The organism is Ochrobactrum sp. SFR4, assembly GCF_019730395.1.
Lineage (GTDB): Bacteria > Pseudomonadota > Alphaproteobacteria > Rhizobiales > Rhizobiaceae > Pseudochrobactrum.
Window position 1 is genome coordinate 12,073 of sequence record NZ_JAAPBB010000012.1, and the last position, 23,917, is coordinate 35,989.

General features: G+C 51.6%; 32 protein-coding genes and 1 pseudogene. 1 reads left to right on the forward strand and 32 read right to left on the reverse strand.

The features are described 5' to 3' along the window. Positions 1–31 precede the first annotated feature (31 nt). Both HBA93_RS13835 and HBA93_RS13840 read right to left on the reverse strand, forming a co-directional pair. Positions 32–892, reverse strand: a pseudogene (locus HBA93_RS13835) (DMT family transporter); the annotation flags it as partial. A 139-nt stretch (positions 893–1,031) separates the two neighbouring features. Further along, positions 1,032–2,015, reverse strand: a complete 984-nt coding sequence (locus HBA93_RS13840; protein ID WP_221723668.1) for an RluA family pseudouridine synthase — start codon at positions 2,013–2,015, stop codon at positions 1,032–1,034. A 507-nt stretch (positions 2,016–2,522) separates the two neighbouring features. On the opposite strand from HBA93_RS13840, the gene HBA93_RS13845 reads away from it, so the two are divergent. Continuing rightward, positions 2,523–4,319 carry a glucan ABC transporter ATP-binding protein/ permease gene (locus HBA93_RS13845; RefSeq protein ID WP_121993358.1) on the forward strand — a complete coding sequence of 599 codons (1,797 nt, stop codon included), beginning with the start codon at positions 2,523–2,525 and terminating at the stop codon, positions 4,317–4,319. A gap of 164 nt (positions 4,320–4,483) precedes the next feature. Here the strand turns inward: HBA93_RS13845 and HBA93_RS13850 are convergent, their stop codons facing one another. The 30 genes from HBA93_RS13850 to tuf form a co-directional block, all read right to left on the reverse strand. Continuing rightward, on the reverse strand, positions 4,484–5,797 hold the full coding sequence (locus tag HBA93_RS13850) for a replication-associated recombination protein A (RefSeq protein ID WP_221723669.1): 1,314 nt from the start codon (positions 5,795–5,797) through the stop codon (positions 4,484–4,486). An 84-nt stretch (positions 5,798–5,881) separates the two neighbouring features. Next, positions 5,882–7,273, reverse strand: a complete 1,392-nt coding sequence (locus HBA93_RS13855; protein ID WP_502910116.1) for a DegQ family serine endoprotease — start codon at positions 7,271–7,273, stop codon at positions 5,882–5,884. A 369-nt stretch (positions 7,274–7,642) separates the two neighbouring features. After that, the gene (gene rplQ, locus HBA93_RS13860; RefSeq protein WP_121993355.1) at positions 7,643–8,068 is read right to left on the reverse strand and encodes a 50S ribosomal protein L17; all 426 of its coding nucleotides are present in this window, start codon (positions 8,066–8,068) and stop codon (positions 7,643–7,645) included. A 42-nt stretch (positions 8,069–8,110) separates the two neighbouring features. Continuing rightward, positions 8,111–9,124 carry a DNA-directed RNA polymerase subunit alpha gene (locus HBA93_RS13865; RefSeq protein ID WP_121993354.1) on the reverse strand — a complete coding sequence of 338 codons (1,014 nt, stop codon included), beginning with the start codon at positions 9,122–9,124 and terminating at the stop codon, positions 8,111–8,113. A 105-nt stretch (positions 9,125–9,229) separates the two neighbouring features. Beyond that, positions 9,230–9,619 carry a 30S ribosomal protein S11 gene (gene rpsK / locus HBA93_RS13870; protein WP_022710962.1) on the reverse strand — a complete coding sequence of 130 codons (390 nt, stop codon included), beginning with the start codon at positions 9,617–9,619 and terminating at the stop codon, positions 9,230–9,232. Positions 9,620–9,855: 236 nt separating this feature from the next. Continuing rightward, positions 9,856–10,224 carry a 30S ribosomal protein S13 gene (gene rpsM / locus HBA93_RS13875; protein WP_075654838.1) on the reverse strand — a complete coding sequence of 123 codons (369 nt, stop codon included), beginning with the start codon at positions 10,222–10,224 and terminating at the stop codon, positions 9,856–9,858. 589 nt (positions 10,225–10,813) lie between these two features. After that, entirely contained in the window at positions 10,814–11,398 is a 585-nt protein-coding gene (locus HBA93_RS13880; RefSeq protein ID WP_022710959.1) for an adenylate kinase, read from the reverse strand. Then, positions 11,395–12,735, reverse strand: a complete 1,341-nt coding sequence (secY, locus tag HBA93_RS13885) for a preprotein translocase subunit SecY (RefSeq protein ID WP_121993352.1) — start codon at positions 12,733–12,735, stop codon at positions 11,395–11,397. The genes HBA93_RS13880 and secY overlap by 4 nt, the downstream gene beginning before the upstream one ends. Positions 12,736–12,887: 152 nt before the next feature. Further along, on the reverse strand, positions 12,888–13,361 hold the full coding sequence (gene rplO, locus HBA93_RS13890) for a 50S ribosomal protein L15 (protein WP_075654834.1): 474 nt from the start codon (positions 13,359–13,361) through the stop codon (positions 12,888–12,890). A 20-nt stretch (positions 13,362–13,381) separates the two neighbouring features. After that, entirely contained in the window at positions 13,382–13,579 is a 198-nt protein-coding gene (gene rpmD / locus HBA93_RS13895; RefSeq protein ID WP_022710956.1) for a 50S ribosomal protein L30, read from the reverse strand. Between the two features lie 48 nt (positions 13,580–13,627). Beyond that, positions 13,628–14,188 (reverse strand): 30S ribosomal protein S5, encoded by a 561-nt coding sequence (gene rpsE / locus HBA93_RS13900; protein ID WP_022710955.1) that lies wholly within the window; start codon positions 14,186–14,188, stop codon positions 13,628–13,630. A gap of 276 nt (positions 14,189–14,464) precedes the next feature. After that, entirely contained in the window at positions 14,465–14,827 is a 363-nt protein-coding gene (rplR, locus tag HBA93_RS13905) for a 50S ribosomal protein L18 (protein ID WP_075654833.1), read from the reverse strand. Positions 14,828–14,839: 12 nt separating this feature from the next. Then, positions 14,840–15,373, reverse strand: coding sequence for a 50S ribosomal protein L6 (gene rplF / locus HBA93_RS13910; protein WP_022710953.1), 534 nt, complete (start codon positions 15,371–15,373; stop codon positions 14,840–14,842). Positions 15,374–15,413: 40 nt separating this feature from the next. Further along, positions 15,414–15,812 (reverse strand): 30S ribosomal protein S8, encoded by a 399-nt coding sequence (gene rpsH, locus HBA93_RS13915; protein ID WP_022710952.1) that lies wholly within the window; start codon positions 15,810–15,812, stop codon positions 15,414–15,416. Between the two features lie 13 nt (positions 15,813–15,825). Next, positions 15,826–16,131 carry a 30S ribosomal protein S14 gene (gene rpsN, locus HBA93_RS13920; protein WP_121993351.1) on the reverse strand — a complete coding sequence of 102 codons (306 nt, stop codon included), beginning with the start codon at positions 16,129–16,131 and terminating at the stop codon, positions 15,826–15,828. A gap of 26 nt (positions 16,132–16,157) precedes the next feature. Then, a complete protein-coding gene (gene rplE, locus HBA93_RS13925) occupies positions 16,158–16,715 on the reverse strand; it encodes a 50S ribosomal protein L5 (protein WP_121993350.1) in 558 nt (185 codons plus the stop codon). Continuing rightward, the gene (rplX, locus tag HBA93_RS13930) at positions 16,708–17,019 is read right to left on the reverse strand and encodes a 50S ribosomal protein L24 (RefSeq protein ID WP_022710949.1); all 312 of its coding nucleotides are present in this window, start codon (positions 17,017–17,019) and stop codon (positions 16,708–16,710) included. Before rplX ends, rplE begins: the two co-directional genes overlap by 8 nt. Positions 17,020–17,032: 13 nt before the next feature. Continuing rightward, on the reverse strand, positions 17,033–17,401 hold the full coding sequence (gene rplN, locus HBA93_RS13935) for a 50S ribosomal protein L14 (RefSeq protein WP_022710948.1): 369 nt from the start codon (positions 17,399–17,401) through the stop codon (positions 17,033–17,035). Positions 17,402–17,480: 79 nt separating this feature from the next. Beyond that, positions 17,481–17,711, reverse strand: coding sequence for a 30S ribosomal protein S17 (rpsQ, locus tag HBA93_RS13940; protein WP_022710947.1), 231 nt, complete (start codon positions 17,709–17,711; stop codon positions 17,481–17,483). Between the two features lie 12 nt (positions 17,712–17,723). After that, positions 17,724–17,924, reverse strand: coding sequence for a 50S ribosomal protein L29 (gene rpmC / locus HBA93_RS13945; protein WP_022710946.1), 201 nt, complete (start codon positions 17,922–17,924; stop codon positions 17,724–17,726). Positions 17,925–17,935: 11 nt separating this feature from the next. Further along, positions 17,936–18,349, reverse strand: a complete 414-nt coding sequence (rplP, locus tag HBA93_RS13950; RefSeq protein WP_022710945.1) for a 50S ribosomal protein L16 — start codon at positions 18,347–18,349, stop codon at positions 17,936–17,938. A gap of 39 nt (positions 18,350–18,388) precedes the next feature. Next, positions 18,389–19,099, reverse strand: coding sequence for a 30S ribosomal protein S3 (gene rpsC / locus HBA93_RS13955; RefSeq protein WP_022710944.1), 711 nt, complete (start codon positions 19,097–19,099; stop codon positions 18,389–18,391). After that, positions 19,099–19,488: a 50S ribosomal protein L22 gene (gene rplV / locus HBA93_RS13960; protein WP_022710943.1), complete on the reverse strand. Its 390-nt coding sequence runs from the start codon at positions 19,486–19,488 to the stop codon at positions 19,099–19,101. The genes rpsC and rplV overlap by 1 nt, the downstream gene beginning before the upstream one ends. Positions 19,489–19,490: 2 nt before the next feature. Next, positions 19,491–19,769, reverse strand: a complete 279-nt coding sequence (gene rpsS, locus HBA93_RS13965; RefSeq protein WP_022710942.1) for a 30S ribosomal protein S19 — start codon at positions 19,767–19,769, stop codon at positions 19,491–19,493. A 15-nt stretch (positions 19,770–19,784) separates the two neighbouring features. Then, a complete protein-coding gene (gene rplB, locus HBA93_RS13970; RefSeq protein ID WP_022710941.1) occupies positions 19,785–20,618 on the reverse strand; it encodes a 50S ribosomal protein L2 in 834 nt (277 codons plus the stop codon). A gap of 20 nt (positions 20,619–20,638) precedes the next feature. Next, the gene (locus HBA93_RS13975; protein ID WP_022710940.1) at positions 20,639–20,932 is read right to left on the reverse strand and encodes a 50S ribosomal protein L23; all 294 of its coding nucleotides are present in this window, start codon (positions 20,930–20,932) and stop codon (positions 20,639–20,641) included. After that, positions 20,929–21,549 (reverse strand): 50S ribosomal protein L4, encoded by a 621-nt coding sequence (gene rplD / locus HBA93_RS13980; protein WP_121993349.1) that lies wholly within the window; start codon positions 21,547–21,549, stop codon positions 20,929–20,931. Before rplD ends, HBA93_RS13975 begins: the two co-directional genes overlap by 4 nt. Beyond that, complete coding sequence (rplC, locus tag HBA93_RS13985) at positions 21,549–22,277, reverse strand: 50S ribosomal protein L3 (protein WP_022710938.1); 729 nt, start codon at positions 22,275–22,277, stop codon at positions 21,549–21,551. The genes rplD and rplC overlap by 1 nt, the downstream gene beginning before the upstream one ends. A 26-nt stretch (positions 22,278–22,303) precedes the next feature. Next, on the reverse strand, positions 22,304–22,612 hold the full coding sequence (gene rpsJ / locus HBA93_RS13990) for a 30S ribosomal protein S10 (protein ID WP_002964363.1): 309 nt from the start codon (positions 22,610–22,612) through the stop codon (positions 22,304–22,306). Between the two features lie 81 nt (positions 22,613–22,693). Continuing rightward, the gene (gene tuf, locus HBA93_RS13995; protein WP_022710937.1) at positions 22,694–23,869 is read right to left on the reverse strand and encodes an elongation factor Tu; all 1,176 of its coding nucleotides are present in this window, start codon (positions 23,867–23,869) and stop codon (positions 22,694–22,696) included. Positions 23,870–23,917 lie beyond the last annotated feature (48 nt).

Consider the following 23,917-nt stretch of genomic DNA (forward strand, 5'->3'; position numbering starts at 1 on the left):
CAGCATCAAATTGCTGTGCTGCTTTACGCACAGCAATACGCTGCGCATAATTAGCGATAAATAATCCGCCTGCGATCAGGCCAAGCGCTGCGAATAATTTCCAGCTCATAGGCTCGCCCAGCACAAATCCGCTCAGCATTACCCCGAAAGCAGGGATCAGCAGTGCAAAATTCGACAGTGCCGAAGCAGGATAACGGCGGATCATCCAGAACCACAACGGATAGGTAAAGGCGACAATAAAGGCCGATTGGAACACAAAAGCCGCATAGGTCAGCATGGTCGGGTCACGAACAGCATCCCCCAGCATCGGCGCGAAAGGTAAAGGTACAATCGCCGCAATCAACAACTGATAGAGCAAGGTTTTTTCCGGTGCAGCGTCGCTCAGCGGCGTCTTCTTGATAACCAGTGTCGTCGCCGCCCAGAACACGCTGGAGATCAGACAGAGAATATCGCCGTAAATGGCATTCTCGCCGGGCATCGACAATTCGTCCGAGAGAACCAGCACCACACCACCGAATGCAACAATCATACCGACAACGGTGAGTACCCGCATCCGCTCCCCCAACAGGAAATGCGCGCCGATTGCCACCCAGAACGGCATAGTATTCATCATCAGCGTGGAGCGTCCGGCACTGGTAAAATCCAGCCCCGCAAAAATCAGAACAAATTCCAGACCGAACAACAGCCCGATCACCAGACCGGGAATAAGCGTTTTGTCTTTTTCAAACAGGGCAATACCGCGAAAACGGCACCAGAGAAAAACAAGAAAACCGCCGACAAAAGAACGCGCAGCCGCCATATACATCGGGTTGAAACCCTGATTGCCGATTTTAATGGCAACCTGATTCATCCCCCAGCTGACGCAGATAAACAGCATCAGCGCCACACCCATTGTATCAATCGTCGCGCGGCGCTCATAACCTGTCACCAGCCGTCCTGTTGCCGACGCCGCGCTCCCTGCTGCCCTGCCCATTTCATCCCCGCTTCAAACACATTCCGGCCTGTTATGCGGCGGAACATACAATCAACTATCAGTCCTGTTCCGCATCCGCATCAAAACCAAGCAGGTTCCATGACTGCACCATATGCGGCGGCAATGGCGCTGAAACATCAATCATACCACCGCCCGGATTAGGAATGCGGATACGGCGCGCATGAAGATGCAAACGGTTCTGCACACCACCCGGGAAATCCCAGTTGATATCAGCTTCAAAATATTTCGGATCACCGATAATCGGATGACCAAGATACAGCGCATGCACACGCAACTGGTGGGTACGGCCGGTATAGGGCTCCATTTCCAGCCATGACAGGTTTTGACCGGCTGTTTCCAGCACACGGTAGAAAGAGACGGCGTGATCGGAATCCGGCTCACCATGCTGGCAAACGCGCATACGGTCACCATCCGGTGTGCTGTCTTTTACCAGCCATGTGGAGATTTTGTTCTCGCGCTTGCGCGGCACGCCCTTCACCAAAGCCCAATAGGTTTTCTTGGTATCACGCTCACGGAATGCTTTGGTCAGCGCCTGCGCAGCACCACGGGTTTTCGCCACGACCAGAACACCGGATGTGTCACGATCAAGACGATGCACCAGACGCGGCTTTTCGCCTTTTTTATTGCGCCATGCTTCCAGCATCGAATCGACACTGCGCACCACACCCGAACCGCCCTGTACGGCCAGACCGGATGGTTTATTGAACACATAAACCTTCTCATTCTCAAAAATCAGCATTTTCTTGAGAACATCACCATCCCCCTGATTGCGGATGGTCTTGCCAGTCAGCGGAGTGTTGTCTTCTTTTTCGTCGAGACCCAGCGGCGGAACACGCACGGACTGCCCTGCCTGCAAACGGCTGTCAGCTTTCACCCGCCCGCCATCCACACGGATCTGGCCGGAGCGCAGCAGCTTTTGCAAATGCCCGAAGCCCAAGCCCGGAAAATGCACTTTGAACCAGCGATCAAGGCGCATGCCTGTTTCGTCTGCATCTACAGTTTTAAGTTCTACGCCAGCCATATTCTGTTTATTCCGCTAAAATTCGGGGCACAATCACGGCGACAAATACAATGTCTTTCGTGCAGCCAATATACTCTGAAATATGCTCCTAGAGCATTTCGCAGCCAAATGGAAACATTAGATGACACAGGAACTGTTCAGAACATGTTTTCTGCATGGACTCATGCTTAAAGGCGACCTGCATCCGCCTGTAACCGTAAAGCGCAAAAACACTTAAGAATAAGCTCTCTGGCACCGGATTCTCACCGAATATTTAAATCCATTAAACTTTCTGAACATTCTATAAAATCATTCATTTTCAGTATGTTACATAAAACTATCACAGCAGGTTACAATCCGTTGTAATTTATGGTCAGTTTCGCACTTAAATTGCCACTTATGGACACCAATTTTCATTGCAGTTTCAGGCAATCAGGATCATGGTCCCGCTGCCGCTAAACATTTGTTTTTCTGACCGCAATCTGACTGGCGGATATAATTCGGTCAGACATTATACCGGAGTGGCCCGTGTCTATTGTGCGCGTTTACTGGAGATCCCTGCAATATCTCTCAGCCGAGAGAACAGCGACAGCACTTATCGTACTGGCGAATATTGCGCTTGGTGTGATCACCATTTTTGAACCTGTACTGTTTGGTCGGGTCATTGATGCAATTTCGCAAAAGACTGTAATTATACCGACTCTCGCTCTCTGGGCGGCTCTCGGTGTTTTCAACATTATCGCTGTGGTGCTGGTCGCCCGTGGCGCTGACCGGCTGGCGCACAAGCGCCGCCTCGGCGTCCTGACCAAATCTTACGAAGGCATCATTACAATGCCGCTGGCATGGCATCAGCAGCGCGGCACATCCAACGCATTGCACACACTGATCCGCGCGACAGACACGCTGTTTACGCTGTGGCTGGAATTCATGCGTAACCACCTGACCACAGTTGTGGCACTGGCTGTGCTGATCCCGACTGCGCTGAGCATGGATGCGCGTCTGACACTGGTTTTGATGGTGCTTGGTGCAATTTATGTAATGATCGGTCAGCTGGTAATTCAGAAAACCAAAGATGGTCAGGCTGCAGTTGAGCGTCACCATCACAAAGTGTTTGAGCATATCAGCGATACAATCAGCAATATTTCCGTTCTGCAGAGCTATAACCGTATCAATGCGGAAGCTTCTGCCCTGCGTGATTACGCGGCAACTCTGGAGAAAACCCAGCGTCCGGTGCTGAACTGGTGGGCGCTGGCCAGCGGCCTGAACCGTATGGCCTCCACCATTTCTATGGTTATCGTGCTGCTGGTCGGTGCTTATCTGGTTTCCAAAGGCCAGTTGCGCGTTGGTGAAGTGATTACCTTTATCGGTTTTGCCCAGCTGATGATCGGCCGTCTCGATCAGATCAGCAATTTCATCAACCAGACTGCCTCTTCCCGTGCGAAACTCGAAGAATTCTTCGCAATGGAAGATGCTGTGGCCATGCATGAAGAACCACAATCTGCCAATGATCTGAAAAATGTGCAGGGTGAAGTTGTTTTTGACAAAGTGACCTATGAATTCCGCAATTCCGGTCAGGGCGTCTATGATATTTCCTTCACTGCCAAAGCCGGTCAGACCGTGGCAATTGTCGGCCCGACAGGTGCCGGCAAAACCACACTGATCAATCTGCTGCAGCGTGTTTATGATCCTGTGGCCGGTCACATCACCATTGACGGCACAGACACCCGCAATGTCAGCCGTTCATCGCTGCGAAAAGCCATGGCAACGGTGTTTCAGGATGCCGGTATGTTCAACCGCTCGATTGAGGATAATATCCGTATCGGTGCGGAAGGCGCGACCAATGAAGAAGTGCATGCTGCCGCCAAAGCTGCCGCTGCTCATGAATTCATTCTCGCGAAAAGCGAAGGCTATGACACGGTTGCCGGTGAGCGTGGCTCACAGCTGTCCGGTGGTGAACGTCAGCGTCTGGCGATTGCCCGTGCTATCCTTAAAGATGCGCCTATTCTGGTGCTTGATGAAGCAACCTCCGCGCTCGACGTGGAAACCGAAGGCATGGTCAAACAGGCGATTGATGATCTGAGTTCTGACCGCACTACCTTTATCATTGCGCACCGTCTCTCGACTGTGCGCAATGCTGATCTGGTGCTGTTCCTTGATAAAGGCCATATCATTGAAAGCGGCAGCTTCAATGAGCTGGCAGCCAAAGGCGGTCGCTTTGCCTCGCTGCTGCGTGCAGGCGGCCTGATGGCTGAACAGGCAGAGCTGACTGATGACATTGAAGAAAACAGCAATGTCACACGGTTCCCGTCCAAGGCGACAGCATAAACCACTCTGAATCTAAAAATGATAAAACCCGGCTAGAGCATTTTACAGCTAAATATTTATTTAGCGTCGTACAAATGCGGCTCAAAAAAGGTTAGAGCGGCGTGCATGATTCAACTCATGCACAAACCGCTCTAACCACCGGGTTTTATTGTATTTATGCGATATTATTTCTGATTGCGTTCAATCCGCAACTTCGCCCAATAATCAAGACGTTTACGGATCTCCCGCTCAAAACCACGCTCCGGCGGATCGTAATATTGCTGACGCCCCATTTTTTCAGGGAAATAATCCTGACCCGAAAATGCATCCGGCTCATCATGGTCGTAGCGGTAGCCTTCATTATAGCCTTCATCACGCATCAGCTTGGTTGGTGCGTTAAGAATGTGCTTCGGCGGCAGCAGAGAGCCGTTTTCTTTGGCAGCGCGTCTGGCAGCTTTATAGGCCATATAAACACCGTTGGATTTCGGTGCGGTTGCCAGATAGACGCAAGCCTGCGCCAGTGCCAGTTCTCCTTCCGGTGATCCGAGATAATCATAGGCATCTTTGGCAGCATTACAGATAACAAGCGCCTGCGGGTCGGCAAGGCCGATATCCTCAACTGCCATTCGTACCAAACGGCGTCCGAGATAAAGCGGGTCTTCACCCGCATCAAACATTCGACTTAAGTAATACAGCGCCGCATCGGGATCAGAGCCGCGTACAGACTTATGCAGTGCCGAAATCAGGTTATAGTGCCCGTCCTGCCCTTTGTCATAGACCGGTGCACGGCGCTGAACGATGTCCTGCAATTGTTCGGCGGTAAACACTTCTTCCGGCCTTGCCGCACGCCAAACTTCCTCAGCGAGCGTAAGCGCCGCACGGCCATCACCATCTGCCATACGCACCAGACTGGCACGGGCATCCGCATCAAGCGGCAATGGCTTCTGCTCCACCTCTTCGGCTCTGGCAAGCAAAGTCGTGATGCTGCTCTCATCATGTGGTTTGAAGGTCAAAACCCGCGCACGGGACAACAGAGCGGCATTGAGTTCAAAAGACGGGTTCTCGGTCGTCGCACCGATCAACACGACTGTGCCGTCCTCCATCACCGGCAGGAAGCTATCCTGCTGCGCACGGTTGAAGCGATGTATCTCGTCGACAAACAGCAATGTCTGGCGGCCGGACATGCGCCGCGCTCTTGCTGTTTCAAAAACTTTCTTGAGATCGGCAACACCGGAGAAAATTGCCGAGATTTGCTCAAAAGCCAAATCTGTATGGCCGGCCAGCAAACGCGCGATGGTAGTCTTACCTGTTCCGGGCGGTCCCCAGAAGATCATTGAGCCGAGGCTGCCTGCAGCAATCATACGGGAGAGAATCCCCTGCTCACCGGTCAGATGCTCCTGCCCAGTAACCTCGCTTAAAGATCGCGGGCGCAAACGATCTGCCAGCGGGCGGTTACGGTCAGCCAATGGATCCGGCGCAGAAGAAAATAAATCACTCATAGCAACAGGCCGGATTGCTTTCGCAAACCGGCCTCCCCGTTTCTGTTATACACCAACGGCTACAGAGGAACCGTGTGATAAAAATCAGCGAACAAACTGACGGTAAATTACACCATCCCGCTCAATATCCAAACGCCATAATGCATTGCGTCCGGCAGAAAGAACAGTCTGCAGATCATCCACATTGCCAATCGCTGTACCGTTTACGCCGCGCACAATGTCACCTGCACGCAAATTCATTGCCTGCGCCGGTGTATTGTCTTTAACGCCGCTGATCATAACACCGCGCGTTGTCGGAGCTACACGGGCTTTACGGGCGAGTTCCGGCGTAATGTCCTGCACTTGTGCACCAGCTAACGGGTTACGGCCTGTAATCTCACGTGCCGGCACTTCTTTTGGCGGCTGAGCAAGCTTAACAGCAACATCACGGGATTTGCCGTCATTCAGAACAGTCATCTGTACAGTATTGCCAATACCGGCAGTCGACACACGGTAGGCCAATGCATCCGGATTATCAACTTTGACACCATCAATGGCAGTAATCACCTCACCGACCTTGATACCGGCCTCTGCGACAGGACCTTTTTCAACAATCTCCGTAATCAACGCACCGGAAGGCTGTCTTAAACCAAGACCGGCAGCAATATCCGGTGTAATCGCCTGAAATGTTGCACCGACATAAGGGCGCTCAAACTTGTCACTGCCGCTTTCCGCAGATTTGACCACTGCGGCAACCATATTGGACGGAATAGCAAAACCAATACCGACAGAGCCGCCGCTGCGCGAATAGATCGCTGTATTGATACCGATCAGATTCCCCTGCATATCAATCAGCGCACCGCCGGAGTTGCCGGGATTGATCGCCGCATCCGTCTGGATAAAGAAGTCGAAGTCCGAAACACCGACCTGCGTACGCGATTGCGCAGAAACGATACCACTGGTCACTGTCTGTCCGACACCGAACGGATTACCAATAGCCAGCACCAGATCACCAACTTCAACCTTATCGGAATCGGCCAGTTTTACAGTCGGAAGCTGCTCTTTGGCATCAATCTTGAGAATGGCCAGATCAGTCGTCACATCATTGAGCAGCAGCTTAGAGGAAAACTCACGACCGTCCGCCAGCGCAACTTTAATATCGTCAGCACCATCAATCACGTGATTATTGGTCACAATCAGACCGGAACCATCCACGATCACACCGGAACCGAGCGATTGCTCAAAGCGTGGCTTATTAGGGCGCATCTGGCCGCCGAAGAACTGTTCAAAAAACGGATCACCGGCAAATGGCGAGCGCTGCTGAACTTTACGGCCGGCATAGACATTTACAACCGCACCGGAAGTTGATTTCACCAAAGGCGCATAGGATAGCTGAATATCACTATGGGACTGCGGCACTTGCTTCTCAGCGATCGCAGGTGTGCTGACAGCCGGAGCAAAAACAGAAATAGTACCTGCCGCAATAACACCAGTCAGCAAAACAGCCAGGCCGGCCTTGTAAATTTTACCTAAGCATCCAGATTTATTGACCGGATCATTCTGCAGATGTGAAGCCATACTTGTATCCCACTTTTCGGAAACCGACTGATTAGGATGAATATAGGCTGCAAAACAGGACGGAAAAGAGGCTGATCCACAAACATAAAATTAAATTATTGTAATAGAACAATCTCTTAGACAAAGTTTATAGAAATAAAAAAGGGGCCATAAGGCCCCTTAATTTATATAATCTGTTCCAAAGCATTTCCAGCAAAAGTGCGAAGCGGTTTTGCGTCGGATAATGCATGAAACAAAAAGATAGAGCGGTTCTACGATTTTTTATTAACCGGAACCGCTCTATGCAGATTATGCAGCTTCTGCTTCAGCAGCTTCAGCTTCAACGCGTGCGCGATCAGCAGCGCCTTTAGCAGTGATATCGCGTTCTACGAACTCGACAACTGCCAGAGGAGCATTGTCACCGGTACGGAAACCGGCTTTCATGATGCGGATATAGCCGCCGTGACGGTCAGCATAACGGGTTGCCAGAACGTCGAACAGTTTCTGAACCAGCTGTACGTCGCGGATAGCCGAAATGGCCTGACGACGTGCATGCAGATCACCGCGCTTGCCGAGAGTGATAAGCTTCTCAACGATCGGACGGATTTCCTTTGCCTTAGGCAAAGTTGTTACGATCTGTTCGTGTTCAATCAGCGAAGCAGCCATATTGGCGAACATTGCCTTACGGTGGCTTGCAGTCCGGTTCAGCTTACGGAGTGTCTTTCCGTGGCGCATGAGCCTTCTCCTTTAAAATCTATCTTCCGGTCGCAACCGGTCTCAATATTGATCTTCGTAGCGCTTAGCGAGATCTTCGATATTTTCCGGCGGCCAGGTCGGGATTTCCATACCGAGATGGAGTCCCATCGACGCCAGAACTTCTTTGATTTCGTTCAGCGACTTGCGGCCGAAATTCGGAGTCCGCAGCATTTCGGCTTCTGTCTTCTGGATCAGATCGCCGATATAAACGATGTTATCGTTCTTCAGGCAGTTTGCAGAACGGACAGACAGTTCCAGTTCATCCACTTTCTTAAGCAGAGCCGGATTGAATGCGAGTTCAGCAACCTGTTCCTGCGGAGCTTCCTTCTGCGGCTCGTCAAAGTTGACGAAGATCGCAAGCTGGTCCTGAAGAATACGGGCTGCATAAGCAACTGCATCTTCACCAGTGACAGAGCCGTTGGTCTCAACATTGAGGATCAGCTTGTCATAATCGAGAACCTGTCCCTCACGGGTGTTTTCGATTTTGTAGGAAACCTTACGTACCGGTGAATAGAGGCTGTCAACCGGAATAAGACCGATCGGAGCATCTTCAGCGCGGTTACGGTCAGCAGGCACATAGCCCTTGCCCGTATTGACAGTGAATTCCATGCGGATTTCAGCGCCCTCATCGAGGGTGCAGATGACGTGATCCGGATTAAGGACTTCAACATCACCAACCGTCTGGATATCACCAGCCGTTACGACGCCTGGTCCTTCCTTGCGGACAACCATGCGCTTAGGTCCATCGCCTTCCATGCGGATAGCGATTTCTTTAACATTCAGTACGATATCGGTTACGTCTTCACGTACGCCGTTGATCGACGAGAATTCATGCAGAACGCCGTCAATCTGAACAGCAGTCACCGCAGCACCGCGCAGCGAAGAAAGAAGAACGCGACGAAGCGCGTTACCCAATGTCAGACCGTAACCGCGTTCAAGCGGTTCAGCCACAACAGTGACCTTATTCTTCGAGCCCTGGGTCAGAAAGTCGACCTTGTTTGGCTTGATCAGTTCCTGCCAGTTTTTCTGAATCATGTGCTTTCCTTTAATCTAGCTTTGCCACTATCCAATCGTGGCAACAGAGAGCGGAAACCACGAAAGACCTGAACATAAGTTCGGGCCCTTGCGGCGATGGACTGATTAGACGCGACGCTTCTTGCGTGGACGGCAACCATTGTGCGGGATCGGGGTCACATCACGGATCGAAGTGATTGTGAAACCGGCAGCCTGCAGAGCGCGAAGTGCGGATTCACGGCCGGAACCCGGACCGCAAACTTCAACTTCCAGCGAACGCATGCCGTGTTCCTGAGCCTTCTTGGCGCAATCTTCAGCAGCGATCTGAGCAGCAAAAGGAGTCGACTTACGCGAACCCTTGAAGCCCTGTGCACCAGCTGAAGACCAGGCAATCGCATTGCCCTGTGCGTCTGTGATAGTGATCAGTGTGTTGTTGAATGACGAATTAACGTGAGCAACACCCGAGGAAATATTTTTACGTTCGCGACGACGAACGCGACCGGCATCTTTAGCCATAACTAGTCCTTCCAATTGATCTCGACACCGCCGTAATACCAGCGGCTCCACCGACATATCTGACCATCAGGCAAGACATGTCTGGATCTGTTTATCGGCACCTCTCGGAGCCAAACTTTCAAGACACTCCGTAAACGGAGCATAATCTGCGCTTATCTCTAATCGGTTCCATAAAGGTGAGGCAGAGACGAGCAAATACCGGAGCCGTTTTATAAAACAGCTCCGGTACCAGCAAATTACTTCTTCTTACCGGCGATTGCCTTTGCAGGACCCTTACGGGTACGAGCATTGGTGTGGGTACGCTGACCGCGAACCGGCAGGGAGCGACGATGACGCAGACCGCGGTAGCAGCCCAGATCCATCAGACGCTTGATGTTCATCGAAACTTCACGACGCAGATCACCTTCAACCTGGTAATCGCGGTCAATGGTTTCACGGATCTGCAGAACTTCAGCATCTGTCAGCTGATTTACACGGCGATCAAGCGCGATGCCGACCTTTTCCATGATTTCAGCAGCAAATTTAGGGCCAATACCGTGAATATACTGAAGTGCAATGATCGCACGCTTATTCGTTGGAATGTTTACGCCAGCAATACGTGCCATGCGCTTTCTCCTGTATGAACCGCACGATAACAGCCGCATCGGCATGTTTTATAATCATGCGGTAGTTTTAAATATTACAGCACCGGCAAACCGGTTCACGCTGTAATGAGCTCTACCGAACGCTATCCGCAAGCTGTTCTCACAAAAATCTGCAAGTTAACGGCTAATAACACGTCCGAAATCCAAGAGATCCACCGGATTTTCAACAAAACCGGATCTGTTCTCTATGCCTGCACCGAACCACCGGATACAGACAGCATAAAAATGAACGAAACCGGAAAACCGGTTGCGCCCATCTGAATTAAGCGAATTGTCGCTGTCTTTGACGGAATCGTGAGGAAAAGTCAACCTCTAAGAGAGAACAGGCGTAAATGCTTATCATTTCGTTAGAGCATTTCCAGTTTTGATTAAATCAGAGGAAATGATCTTATCTATTTGTTTTACGCATTTCCTGACGCAAAACCGGTTCCCACTTTTGCTGGAAATGCTTTAATAGCAAATTGAAAATACCTGTTCCTCAAAGACAAAGCGCCGACCCGATATTATCAGATCAGCGCTTTGAATTTTTAAAAAAGACCGGATCAGACGATCAGGCAGGAAGCAGAAGCTTTTCAATCTCTGCTGTAACATCAGCCATAGCGGCCATGCCGTCTACCAGCTTCAGTTCACCGGTACCTGCATAATAATCAGACAAAGGTGCGGTTTTCTCACGATACTCAACCAGACGCTTGCGGAAAGCCTCAGGATTGTCATCTGAACGGACGGTGCCGCCTGCAGCAATGGTTTCCGCAACGCGGTTTTCCATACGCTTGATCAGAGCAGTCTCATCTACCTTCAGCTCAATCACCGCATCCAGTTCAGCATGCTTTTCTTTCAGCATACCTGTCAGCGCCTGCGCCTGAGGCACTGTACGCGGATAACCGTCAAGGATAAATCCGCCTGCACAGTCCGGCTGATCGATGCGATCCGAAACAATCGCATTGACGATCTCGTCCGAAACCAACTGACCTGCATCCATAACTGCTTTGGCACGTTTACCGACTTCAGTCTGTGCGGCAACAGCCGCACGGAGCATGTCACCGGTTGAGAGCTGGGGAATGGCATATTTTTCTGTCAGAATTTTTGCCTGAGTTCCCTTGCCTGCACCCGGAGGTCCTAAAAGTATAAGTCTCATCTCGCCCGTCTTCCCCCACGAAGTTTGGATTTTTTAATCAGCCCCTCATATTGATGAGCAATGAGATGACCCTGAATCTGAGCAACGGTATCAAGCGTTACGTTGACAACAATAAGCAGGGACGTACCACCGAGATAGAAAGGTACACCGGCCGCTGAAATCAGGAACTCAGGTACAAGACAGACAATCACGATATAGATAGCGCCAACCACTGTAATACGGGTCAGGACATAATCAATATATTCAGCAGTACGCTCACCCGGACGGATACCCGGAATAAAGCCTGAATGTTTCTTCAGCTGGTCAGCAGTGTCCTTAGGATTAAAGACGATAGCTGTATAGAAGAAGCAGAAGAATGCCATCAGCGCTGCATAAAGGAACATATAGATCGGCTGACCGTGACCGAGAGCAGCCAGCAGTGTGCTTCCCCAGGCAGGCATGCTTTCTGTATTTGCGAATCCGGCAACAGTTGCAGGCAGCAAGAGCAGCGAAGATGCGAAGATCGGAGGAATAACACCGGCAGTGTTAAGCTTCAGCGGCAGATGCGAGGTTTCGCCCTGCGCCATACGGTTACCCACCTGACGCTTCGGATACTGGATCAGAAGACGACGCTGAGCGCGCTCAACAAACACGATGATCGCAATCAGAGCAATTGCCAGCAGGATCACAGCAAGGATCAGCGCTGTTGACAATGCACCTGTGCGGCCGAGTTCCAGAGTACCGGAAATAGCCTGCGGAAGGTTCGCAACAATACCGGCAAAGATGATCAGCGAAATACCGTTACCGATACCGCGCGCAGTAATCTGCTCGCCGAGCCACATCAGGAACATTGTACCGCCGACAAGCGTAATCACCGAAGTGATGCGGAAGAATAGTCCCGGCTCAGACACAATACCGCTGCCGGATTCAAGCCCCACAGAGATTGCATAGGCCTGCACAAGCGCCAGAAGCACTGTACCGTAACGTGTATACTGATTGATAACTTTACGTCCGGCTTCGCCCTCTTTCTTCAGCGCTTCAAGAGAAGGCACCACAGAGGTCATAAGCTGTACGATAATCGATGCCGAAATATACGGCATAATCCCGAGCGCAAAAATCGCCATACGGGCAACAGCACCGCCGGCGAACATATTGAACAGCCCCAGCACACCCTGGCTGTGCTGCTGGAACGACTGGGCCAGCGCGTCAGGATTAATGCCCGGCAAAGGAATATAGGTACCGAAACGATACACAAGCAGAGCCCCGAGCGTAAACCAGATACGCTTCTTGAGCTCAGTCGCCTTCGAAAAGGCTGAAAAATTCAAATTGGATGCAAGCTGTTCAGCAGCCGATGCCATGAGATTACTCCGGTCTGTCGTACGTCAGAATCTGACGCCCCTCCCCAGATATGCCCATAGACAACAAGGCGCAAGTAGGCACATGCAATCAATAGGCATAAAGTTGAAAACGGCGGCACTAAGGCCGCCGTCTTGAAGGTATTTCTGAGGCCTTATTCGGCAGAAGCAGCTTCAGGTAATTTTACCGAACCGCCTGCTTTTTCGATCTTCTCGATCGCAACCTTAGAAGCACCGGCAGCTTCAATCACCAGCTTAGCTGTGATTTCGCCATCGGAAACAACGCGGAAACCATCCAGAGCGCGACGGATGATACCGGCAGCGATCAGGGCTTCAGAGGTAACGGATGCTTTTGCATCCAGCTTACCGGCATCCACAGCTTCCTGAATGCGACCAACCGACACAACATTAAACTTCTTAGCGAAGATGTTGGTGAAGCCGCGCTTTGGCAAGCGACGGTAGATTGGCATCTGGCCGCCTTCAAAACCATTGATGGACACGCCTGAACGGGACTTCTGACCCTTCACACCGCGACCACCGGTCTTGCCGGAGCCGGAACCGATACCACGGCCAACGCGTTTGCGGGCCTTGGTTGCACCTGGGTTTTCACGCAGATCATTAAGTTTCATGATAATTCTCCTGCGCTTGATTAAGCTTCGTCCACAACGCGGACGAGGTGCGCAACCTTGGCAATCATACCACGAACGGAAGGTGTATCTTCCAGTGTGCTGCGGCGGCGCATTTTGTTAAGACCGAGACCAACGAGCGTAGCACGCTGTTCTTTCGGACGACGAATTGGGCTACCAATCTGTTCAACGGTAACCGTTTTGCCTTTAGTCGAAGACATAACTTTGTTCCTTAAGTCCTTGCGGGGCTAACGCCCCTCACCCAATGGTTATTCTTCACCGGCAACTACGTCGTGACGACGAGCCTGCAGTGTGGAATACTTAATACCGCGCTGTGCAGCGATATCTTTCGGGTGCATCTGATGCTTCAGCGCATCAAAAGTTGCACGCACCATGTTGTATGGATTGGATGAGCCAAGCGACTTGGCTACAACGTCCTGAACGCCGAGGGTTTCGAAAACCGCACGCATTGGACCACCAGCGATGATACCTTTACCGGCAGGTGCCGAACGAAGAAGAACCTTACCGGCACCATGACGACCCTGCACATCGTGGTGCAGTGTACGGCCTGAGCGCAGCGGAACAAAAATCATATCGCGCTTGGCAGCTTCAGTTGCCTTGCGGATTGCTTCAGGCACTTCGCGAGCCTTACCATGACCAAAGCCTACACGGCCCTTCTGATCACCAACAACGACCAGAGCAGCAAAACCGAAACGACGGCCGCCTTTAACAACTTTGGCAACGCGGTTGATGTGTACCAGCTTATCGACGAATTCGCTGTCACGCTCTTCGCGGGCGCGATCTTCGCGATTACGTTCTTTCTGTGCCATTTCCTAATTCCTTTTTCTTTTCCGGAAGCACAAGTGAAACATTAACAAGCTATTAAACCCGAAAATGCACAAATTGACACCCGCAGTTCAGCTCTCTGATAAATCAGAAACCAAACCGGAAGTGTCATTACATCAGACCAGAACCGTAAACGGTTATGAAAATATGATGCGTAGTCAGCTTACAGCAATAAAAAGTGAGTCACTTAAGCCTCACGGCGCTGTAATACAGAAAAAATGTCGTCAAATGCAAGCACCTGACGACATTTTTTAATTTTATTAGAAGCTGAGACCAGCTTCGCGTGCTGCGTCAGCAAGAGCTTTCACACGGCCGTGGAAAATATATGCACCACGATCGAAGACAACTTCTGCTACGCCGGCTTTAGCGGCGCGTTCTGCAACCAGCTTACCAACTGCAGCGGCTGCTGCACTGTCTGCACCAGTCTTCAGGGACTTTTTCAGGTCACCGTCAAGGGTGGAAGCAGCAGCAACAGTGTGACCACGTACATCATCGATAATCTGTGCATAGATATTCTTAGATGTACGGTGTACGCTCAAGCGCAGGCGGCCATTCGAAACAGCTTTGAGCTGACGACGAACGCGTGCAGCACGGCGCTGAATAGTTTGTTTAGGCGATGCCATAACACGTGTTCCTTATTTCTTCTTACCGGCCTTGCGGACGATAACTTCACCGGCATACTTAACGCCTTTACCTTTATAAGGTTCTGGCGAACGGTATTCGCGGATCTCGGCAGCAACCTGCCCGACAACCTGCTTGTCAATACCGGAGACAACGATTTCCGTTGGCTTAGGTGTTGCAACAGTGATGCCAGCTGGAACATCGTATACAACTTCATGGCTGAAACCCAGCGAAAGCTGAAGGTTTTTGCCCTGCATAGCAGCACGATAACCAACGCCGGAGATTTCAAGTTTCTTTTCGAAACCGTCTTTAACACCGACGAAGATGTTGCTGATCATGGTACGGGCCATGCCCCACTTAGCGCGGGCGTCTTTCGACTGGGACAGAGGAGTAACGCTTACAGCGCCCTCTTCCATCTTCACGCTTACTTCATCACTTACGACGAACTTCAGTTCGCCTTTCGTGCCTTTGGCAGTAACAGTCTGACCATCAACGCTGGCGGTCACGCCTGCCGGAACCGGCACGGGTTTTTTACCGATACGAGACATTGTTAACCCTGTCCGTTTCTATGTTCACCACTCAGCCACATCAGAAGATGCGGCAGAGCAGCTCACCACCAACGTTTTGCTCACGAGCCTGATGATCAGCCATTACACCCTTAGGAGTGGAAAGAATGCTGATACCAAGGCCGTTAGCGACCTGAGGAATCGACTTTACTGAAACGTAAACGCGACGGCCCGGCTTGGAAACGCGGGTCAGTTCACGGATTACTGGCATACCTTCGTAATATTTCAGTTCGATTTCGATTTCGGATTTACCGTTGTCAAAATCAGTCTGTGTATATCCGCGAATGTAGCCTTCAGCCTGCAACACGTCCAATACGCGTGCACGCAGCTTGGAAGCCGGGGTTGTAAGCTTGGTCTTTTTACGACCGATAGCATTACGGATGCGGGTCAGCATATCGCCGATAGGATCTGACATAGTCATATTATAACTCTCCTTACCAGCTCGACTTCACGACGCCTGGCACCTGGCCGAGCGAACCCAGCTGGCGCAACGCGATACGCGACATCTTAAGCTTGCGGTAGAAACCGCGTGGACGTCCGGACACTTCGCAACGGTTGCGAATGCGAACCTTGGAGGAGTTACGTGGCATCTCAGCCAGCTGAATGGTAGCGCGGAAGCGCTCATCCAGAGGCAGGGACTGATCCATAACAATTGCCTTCAAACGTGCACGCTTTTCAGCATGACGCTTAACCAACTTTTCGCGGCGCTTGTTTTTTTCGACTGCGCTAGTCTTGGCCATTTTTGATTACCTCGCTACGCTTGCCGTTACTGGCGGAACGGGAAGTTGAAGGCGCGCAGAAGAGCGCGGGCTTCATCATCCGTTGGTGCAGTCGTGCAAACGATGATGTCCATGCCCCAGATCTGATCAACTTTATCGTAGTTGATTTCTGGAAACACGATGTGTTCCTTGATACCCATGGCGAAGTTGCCACGACCGTCAAAGCTTTTAGGATTCAGACCGCGGAAGTCGCGAACGCGTGGAAGCGCGATCGTGATCAGACGATCCAAAAATTCGTACATACGCTCACCGCGCAGGGTGACTTTCGTACCGATCGGCATATCTTCACGGAGTTTGAAGGTAGCGATCGAGTTGCGTGCACGGGTGACAACGGCTTTCTGACCGGCGATCTGACCCAGATCTTCGGCAGCACGCGCAGGCTTTTTGGAGTCTGCTGTGGCTTCGCCAACACCCATATTGATTACAACTTTCGAAACGCGTGGAATCTGCATTTCGTTGCTGTATTTGAACTCTTCAAGCATAGCTTTACGGATTGTATCCTTATAAAGCGTCTTGAAGCGTGGTTCACTCTTTGCTTCAGCCATCGATCGACTCTCCGGAACGTTTTGCTACGCGTACCTTCTTGCCGTCTTTTTCGACGAAACCAACGCGTGTTGGCTTACCGTCTTTAGGATCAGCAATCGCCAGGTTTGACAGATGGATTGCGGCTTCTTTCGAAATAATGCCGGCTTCCTGAGTCTGTGTCTGACGCTGATGGCGCTTAACAATATTGATACCGCTTACGAAAGCCTGATCTTCTTTCGGCAAGACCTTGATCACTTCACCGGTACGGCCCTTGTCCTTACCGGCAAGCACAACAACGCGGTCGCCTTTGCGAATCTTTTGCATCGTCGAACTTCCCTTACAGAACTTCTGGAGCCAGCGAGATGATCTTCATGTGGCTCTTAGCGCGAAGTTCACGCGGAACCGGTCCGAAGATACGTGTGCCGATAGGCTCTTTCTTGTTGTCAATCAAAACAGCAGCATTGTTATCAAAACGGATAACGCTGCCATCTGGGCGACGAATGTCTTTGGCTGTGCGAACCACAACCGCCTTCATTACGTCACCTTTTTTAACGCGGCCACGAGGAATCGCTTCCTTGATGGACACCACAATGATGTCACCAACGGAAGCGTATTTCCGTTTCGAGCCGCCCAGCACCTTGATGCACATGACACGACGTGCGCCGGAGTTATCCGCCACGTCGAGGTTTGTTTGCATCTGAATCATGACTGGCCGCCTTCTTATCTCTCAGCTGGTTAAGGGCTCCTGCCCTACCTAAGCTGCGTGTTTAATGTTAGCCCGTTGCTTAGTTCGCGAGAACTACCCAACGTTTGTCTTTCGAAATTGGAGCAGATTCCTGAATGGAAACCTGATCACCAACCTTGAACTGGTTGTTTTCGTCATGCGCTTTGTACTTCTTCGATTGACGAATAATCTTCTGAAGCAGTGGATGCGCGAAACGGCGCTCCACTTTAACAACGACAGTTTTGTCGTTCTTGTCGCTGACGACAACGCCCTGCAGAATGCGTTTAGGCATTATTTAAATTCCTTATGCCTTGCTTTCGGCCGCCTTCTGGCGGGCAATAGTCTTAATACGTGCGATATCGCGGCGAACCTGTTTCACACGTGCGGTTTTTTCTAACTGACCAGTGGCTTTCTGAAAGCGCAGGTTAAACTGCTCTTTCTTCAATCCACCCAACTGTTCAGTCAGCTGGTCGAGGCTTTTCGCCCGGATGTCTGCGGCTTTCATAGCTGTCTCTCTTATTCAGCGATGCGTTGAATAAAACGCGTCTTGATCGGCAGCTTCGCAGCTCCGAGTCGGAGAGCTTCACGTGCCACATCTTCAGGTACGCCGTCAAGCTCAAACATAACACGACCTGGTGCTACGCGGCATGCCCAGTAATCAACTGAACCCTTACCTTTACCCATACGGACTTCGGTAGGCTTGGAAGTTACTGGTAGATCCGGGAAGATCCGGATCCATACACGACCGGCACGTTTCATGTGACGGGTAATAGCGCGGCGAGCGGCTTCGATCTGACGTGCGGTAACGCGTTCAGGCTCGACTGCCTTCAGACCGAAAGCACCGAAGTTCAGATCCGTACCGCCCTTGGATTCACCGTGAATACGGCCCTTGAACTGCTTACGGAACTTTGTGCGCTTAGGCTGCAACATTGTTCTCTACTCCAATATTCTAACCGAAAACGCTTAAAATTAAGCGTTTTCGCGGCGGCGGTTCGACTGCGGACCCTGAGCGTCAGCTTCAATCGCACGACGTTCGGAAGCCATTGGGTCATGCTCAAGGATTTCGCCTTTGAATACCCAAACTTTCACGCCGCAGATACCGTAAGCGGTCTGTGCTTCAGCTGTACCGTAGTCAATATCAGCGCGCAGAGTGTGAAGAGGAACGCGACCTTCACGGTACCATTCCATACGAGCAATTTCTGCACCGCCAAGACGACCCGAACAATTAATACGGATGCCTTCTGCGCCGAGACGCATTGCGGACTGAACAGCACGCTTCATAGCGCGACGGAATGCCACACGGCGTTCCAGCTGCTGAGTGATCGACTGAGCAATCAGAGTAGCATCAACTTCTGGCTTGCGAACTTCAACAATGTTGAGAACTGCATCAGAGTTGGTCATATCGGAGAGCTTCTTGCGAAGCTTTTCGATATCTGCACCCTTCTTACCGATAATGATGCCCGGACGAGCCGAGTGAATGGTCACACGGCACTTCTTGTGCGGACGTTCAATCACGATTTTGGAGATCGCAGCCTGCTTGAGTTCTTCAGTCAGGTATTTGCGGATCTTCAGATCTTCATGAAGCAGCTTACCGTATTCGCCGGTATTCGCGTACCAACGCGAATCCCAGGTACGGTTGATGCCCAGACGAAGACCGATCGGATTAATCTTCTGGCCCATTATGCGGCCTCCCCTTTTTCGGCGACTTCGCGGACAACGATGGTCAGGTGAGAGAACGGACGTTCAATCCGGCTCGCCTTACCACGGCCACGCACATGAAAGCGCTTCATGACGATCGACTTGCCAACAGAAGCTTCCGCGACGATCAAAGCATCAACATCGAGGTCGTGATTGTTTTCTGCGTTGGCGATTGCCGATTCAAGCGTCTTCTTAACTGTCTCTGCAATGCGCTTACGCGAGAATGACAGATCAGCAAGTGCCGCGTTGACTTTCTTGCCGCGGATCAGAGCCGCGACAAGGTTAAGTTTCTGCGGGCTAACGCGAATCGTGCGGGCGACGGCTTTCGCCTCGTTATCCTTAAGCTGGCGCGGAGCCTTGGCCTTGCCCATACTTACTTCCTCTTCGCTTTCTTGTCCGCACCGTGACCGTAATAGGTACGGGTTGGAGCGAATTCACCGAACTTGTGTCCGACCATTTCTTCGGAGATGGACACAGGAATGTGTTTATTACCGTTGTATACACCAAAGGTCAGGCCAACAAACTGCGGCAGGATCGTGGAGCGACGGCTCCAGATCTTGATGACCTCATTACGACCGCCGGAGCGTACCTTCTCAGCCTTCTTGAGAAGATAGCCGTCAATAAACGGTCCTTTCCAAACTGAACGAGCCACTTTAGACTACCTCTCTTATTTCTTACGCTGATGACGCGAACGCATGATGAATTTGTCCGTCGCCTTGTTCGAGCGTGTCTTCTTGCCCTTCGTAGGTTTGCCCCACGGAGTAACTGGATGACGACCACCCGAGGTACGACCTTCACCACCACCATGTGGGTGATCAACCGGGTTCATGGCAACGCCGCGTACGTGTGGACGCTTACCGCGCCATACGGAACGACCGGCTTTACCGTCGTTGGTGTTGCCGTGATCCGGATTGGATACAGCGCCAACAGTTGCGAGACAACCGGAATGTACCAGACGCTGTTCACCGGAATTCAGGCGAAGGATCGCCATGCCCTGGTCACGGCCAACGAGCTGTGCATAGGTACCGGCCGAGCGAGCGATCTGACCGCCCTTACCTGGCTTCATTTCCACGTTGTGGATGATGGTACCAACCGGCATCGCACCGAGTGGCATCGCATTACCTGGCTTAACGTCAACCTGTGCGCCGGAGATAACCTTGTCGCCGACAGCAAGACGCTGTGGTGCCAGGATGTAGCTCAGCTCACCGTCTTCGTAGCGGATCAGCGCGATGAATGCGGTACGGTTTGGATCGTATTCCAGACGCTCAACAGTAGCGGACACATCGTGTTTCGTACGCTTGAAATCAATAAAGCGATACGTACGCTTGTGACCACCGCCCTGATAGCGAACAGTGATACGACCGGTGTTGTTACGACCGCCCTTTTTAGTCAAACCTTCGGTCAAAGCTTTGACCGGTTTGCCTTTGAAGAGCTCCGAACGATCCACGATGACCAGCTGACGCTGGCCAGGAGTGATCGGGTTAAAGTGCTTGAGTGCCATTGTCTTTACTCCACGGCCTCTCAGAGACCAGTCGAAACGTCGATGCTCTGGCCTTCAGCCAAAGTTACGATCGCTTTCTTGACATCGCTCTGGCGCCCAACAATACCGCGGAAACGCTTCACTTTGCCTTTACGCACAGTGGTGTTCACAGCTGTAACTTTCACGCCGAAAAGCGCTTCTACTGCAGCTTTGATCTCTGGTTTCGTGGCCTTGCGGGCTACGTTAAAGACGATCTGGTTAAATTCGGAAACCATGGTCGACTTTTCGGTAATGACCGGGCTAACGATCACATCATAGTGACGAAGATCTGTCATTTGAAACGCTCCTCGAGGGCTTCGACAGCTGCCTTGGAAAGGACGAGCTTGCCACGGCGAAGAATGTCGTAAACGTTGATGCCCTGTACAGGCAGCACATCAATATTCGGGATATTGGATGCAGCCAGCTTGAAGTTGGCGTCGATTTCCGAGCCACCGATCAGCAGTGCGTTTTCCAGACCGAGATTAGCAAACTGGCTTACCAGCAGCTTGGTCTTGGCTTCTGCAGCTGCCAGATCATCAATGATGATCAGATCAGAGGCTTTAACCTTAGCCGAAAGGGCGTGACGCAGAGCCAGAGCACGAACCTTCTTAGGAAGATCATGTGCATGGCTGCGGACTACAGGGCCATGAGCCTTACCACCACCACGGAACTGTGGTGCACGAGCGGAATGGTGACGGGCGCGGCCGGTACCCTTCTGCTTGTACATTTTTGCACCGGTACGTGCAACTTCACCACGGGTCAGAGTCTGGTGGGTACCCTGCTGACGGCGAGCGAGCTGCCAAAGGACAACGCGCTGAAGGATGTCATCGCGCGGCTCAAGACCGAAGATTTCTTCGGACAGCTGCACTTTACCGGCATCCTTGCCTTCAAGTGTTGTAATTGTGAGATCCATTATTCGGCTCCCTCAGTCGCTGCAGGTTCTGCAACCGCAGCAGCTTCACCTTTAGCTTGGCGCAGGCCAGCTGGCTTAGGAGCATTTTCTGGCAGCGATACTTTTACAGCATCACGAACATAGATCCATGCACCCTTGGAACCAGGAACAGCACCGCGAACAAGGATCAGGCCGCGATCGAGGTCGGTAGAAACGACTTCGATATTCTGCGTGGTTACACGGGTCTGACCCATGTGACCGGCCATTTTCTTGCCTTTAAATACTTTACCTGGATCCTGACGCTGACCGGTCGAACCATGGGCACGGTGGGATACCGAGTTACCATGAGTTGCGCGGCCGCCGCCGAAGTTGTGACGCTTCATAACACCGGCAAAACCTTTACCGATTGTTGTACCTGTAACGTCAACTTTCTGACCGGCTACAAAATGCTCAGCAGTGATTTCTGCGCCTACATCCAGAAGATTGTCTTCTGAAACGCGGAATTCAGCTACTTTCGCTTTTGGTTCAACTTCAGCCTTCGCGAAGTGACCGCGCAGAGCCTTGGTCGTGTTCTTCACCTTGGCCAATCCTACGCCAAGCTGTACGGCTGTGTAGCCGTTTTTTTCTACTGTGCGCTGAGCTACAACGTGGCAGTTCTCCATGCGGAGTACTGTCACCGGTACATGCTCGCCAGCGTCTGTATAAACGCGGGTCATGCCCAGCTTTTGTGCAATAACACCTGAACGCATCGGTTCGTTCCTTCCGTCCTCAAGCCTTACAGCTTGATCTCGACATCAACACCAGCCGACAGATCCAGCTTCATCAGCGCATCTACAGTCTGTGGGGTTGGGTCAACGATATCGAGAAGGCGCTTATGAGTGCGCATCTCGAACTGCTCGCGGCTCTTCTTATCGATGTGCGGCGACCGGTTAACTGTGAACTTTTCGATCCGTGTTGGCAGAGGGATCGGTCCGCGCACATTGGCACCGGTACGCTTGGCAGTCGACACGATTTCGCGGGTCGAAGCGTCAAGGATCCGATGGTCAAACGCCTTAAGGCGAATGCGGATATTTTGACCGTTCATTTGATTTGTTCCTTATTACGCGGGACGTTTGGCTTTGAAGATGATCTTAAACCACCAAACCAAACGCCCTGCACAAATCTATTATTCGATGATCGAAGCGACGATACCTGCACCAACGGTGCGGCCACCTTCACGGATCGCGAAACGGAGTTTTTCTTCCATAGCGATTGGCACGATCAGCGCAACATCAACAGTTACGTTGTCGCCCGGCATAACCATTTCCACGCCTTCTGGCAAGGTCACAATACCGGTTACGTCAGTTGTACGGAAGTAGAACTGCGGACGGTAGTTTGTGAAGAATGGTGTATGACGGCCACCTTCGTCTTTGGTCAGAATATAAGCTTCTGCCTTGAACTTGGTGTGTGGCTTAACCGAACCTGGCTTGCAGAGAACCTGACCACGTTCAACGTCATCACGACCTACACCGCGAACCAGTGCGCCGATGTTGTCGCCGGCCTGGCCCTGATCGAGCAGCTTGCGGAACATTTCAACGCCGGTAACAGTTGTCTTGCCGGTAGCTTTGATACCAACGATTTCAACTTCTTCACCAACTTTAACGATACCGCGCTCTACACGACCGGTAACAACTGTACCACGGCCGGAGATCGAGAATACGTCTTCGATTGGCATCAGGAACGGCTGGTCAACAGGACGTTCCGGAGTTGGGATGTAAGCATCAACAGCGGCCATCAGTTCACGAACTGCATCTTCACCGATTGTCTTGTTGCTGTCTTCCAGAGCTGCCAGAGCCGAACCCTTAACAACTGGAATATCATCGCCCGGGAAGTCGTATTTCGACAGAAGTTCGCGAACTTCCATTTCTACGAGTTCGAGCAGCTCAGCATCATCAACCTGATCAACTTTGTTCAGGAACACAACGATTGCAGGCACACCAACCTGACGAGCGAGCAGGATGTGCTCACGGGTCTGTGGCATCGGGCCGTCAGCAGCGTTAACAACCAGGATCGCGCCGTCCATCTGCGCAGCACCGGTGATCATGTTCTTAACATAGTCAGCGTGACCTGGGCAGTCTACGTGTGCGTAGTGGCGGTTTTCTGTTTCATATTCAACGTGCGAGGTCGAAATGGTGATACCGCGGGCTTTTTCTTCCGGTGCGTTATCGATCTGGTCGTAAGCGCGGAAGTCACCAAAGAATTTGGTGATTGCAGCTGTCAACGAGGTCTTACCATGGTCAACGTGACCGATTGTGCCGATATTGACGTGCGGTTTGGTACGTTCAAATTTGCTCTTTGCCATCTGAGCTCTCCATCAATTTAGCCTGCTCAGGCATTCTAATTTTAACGA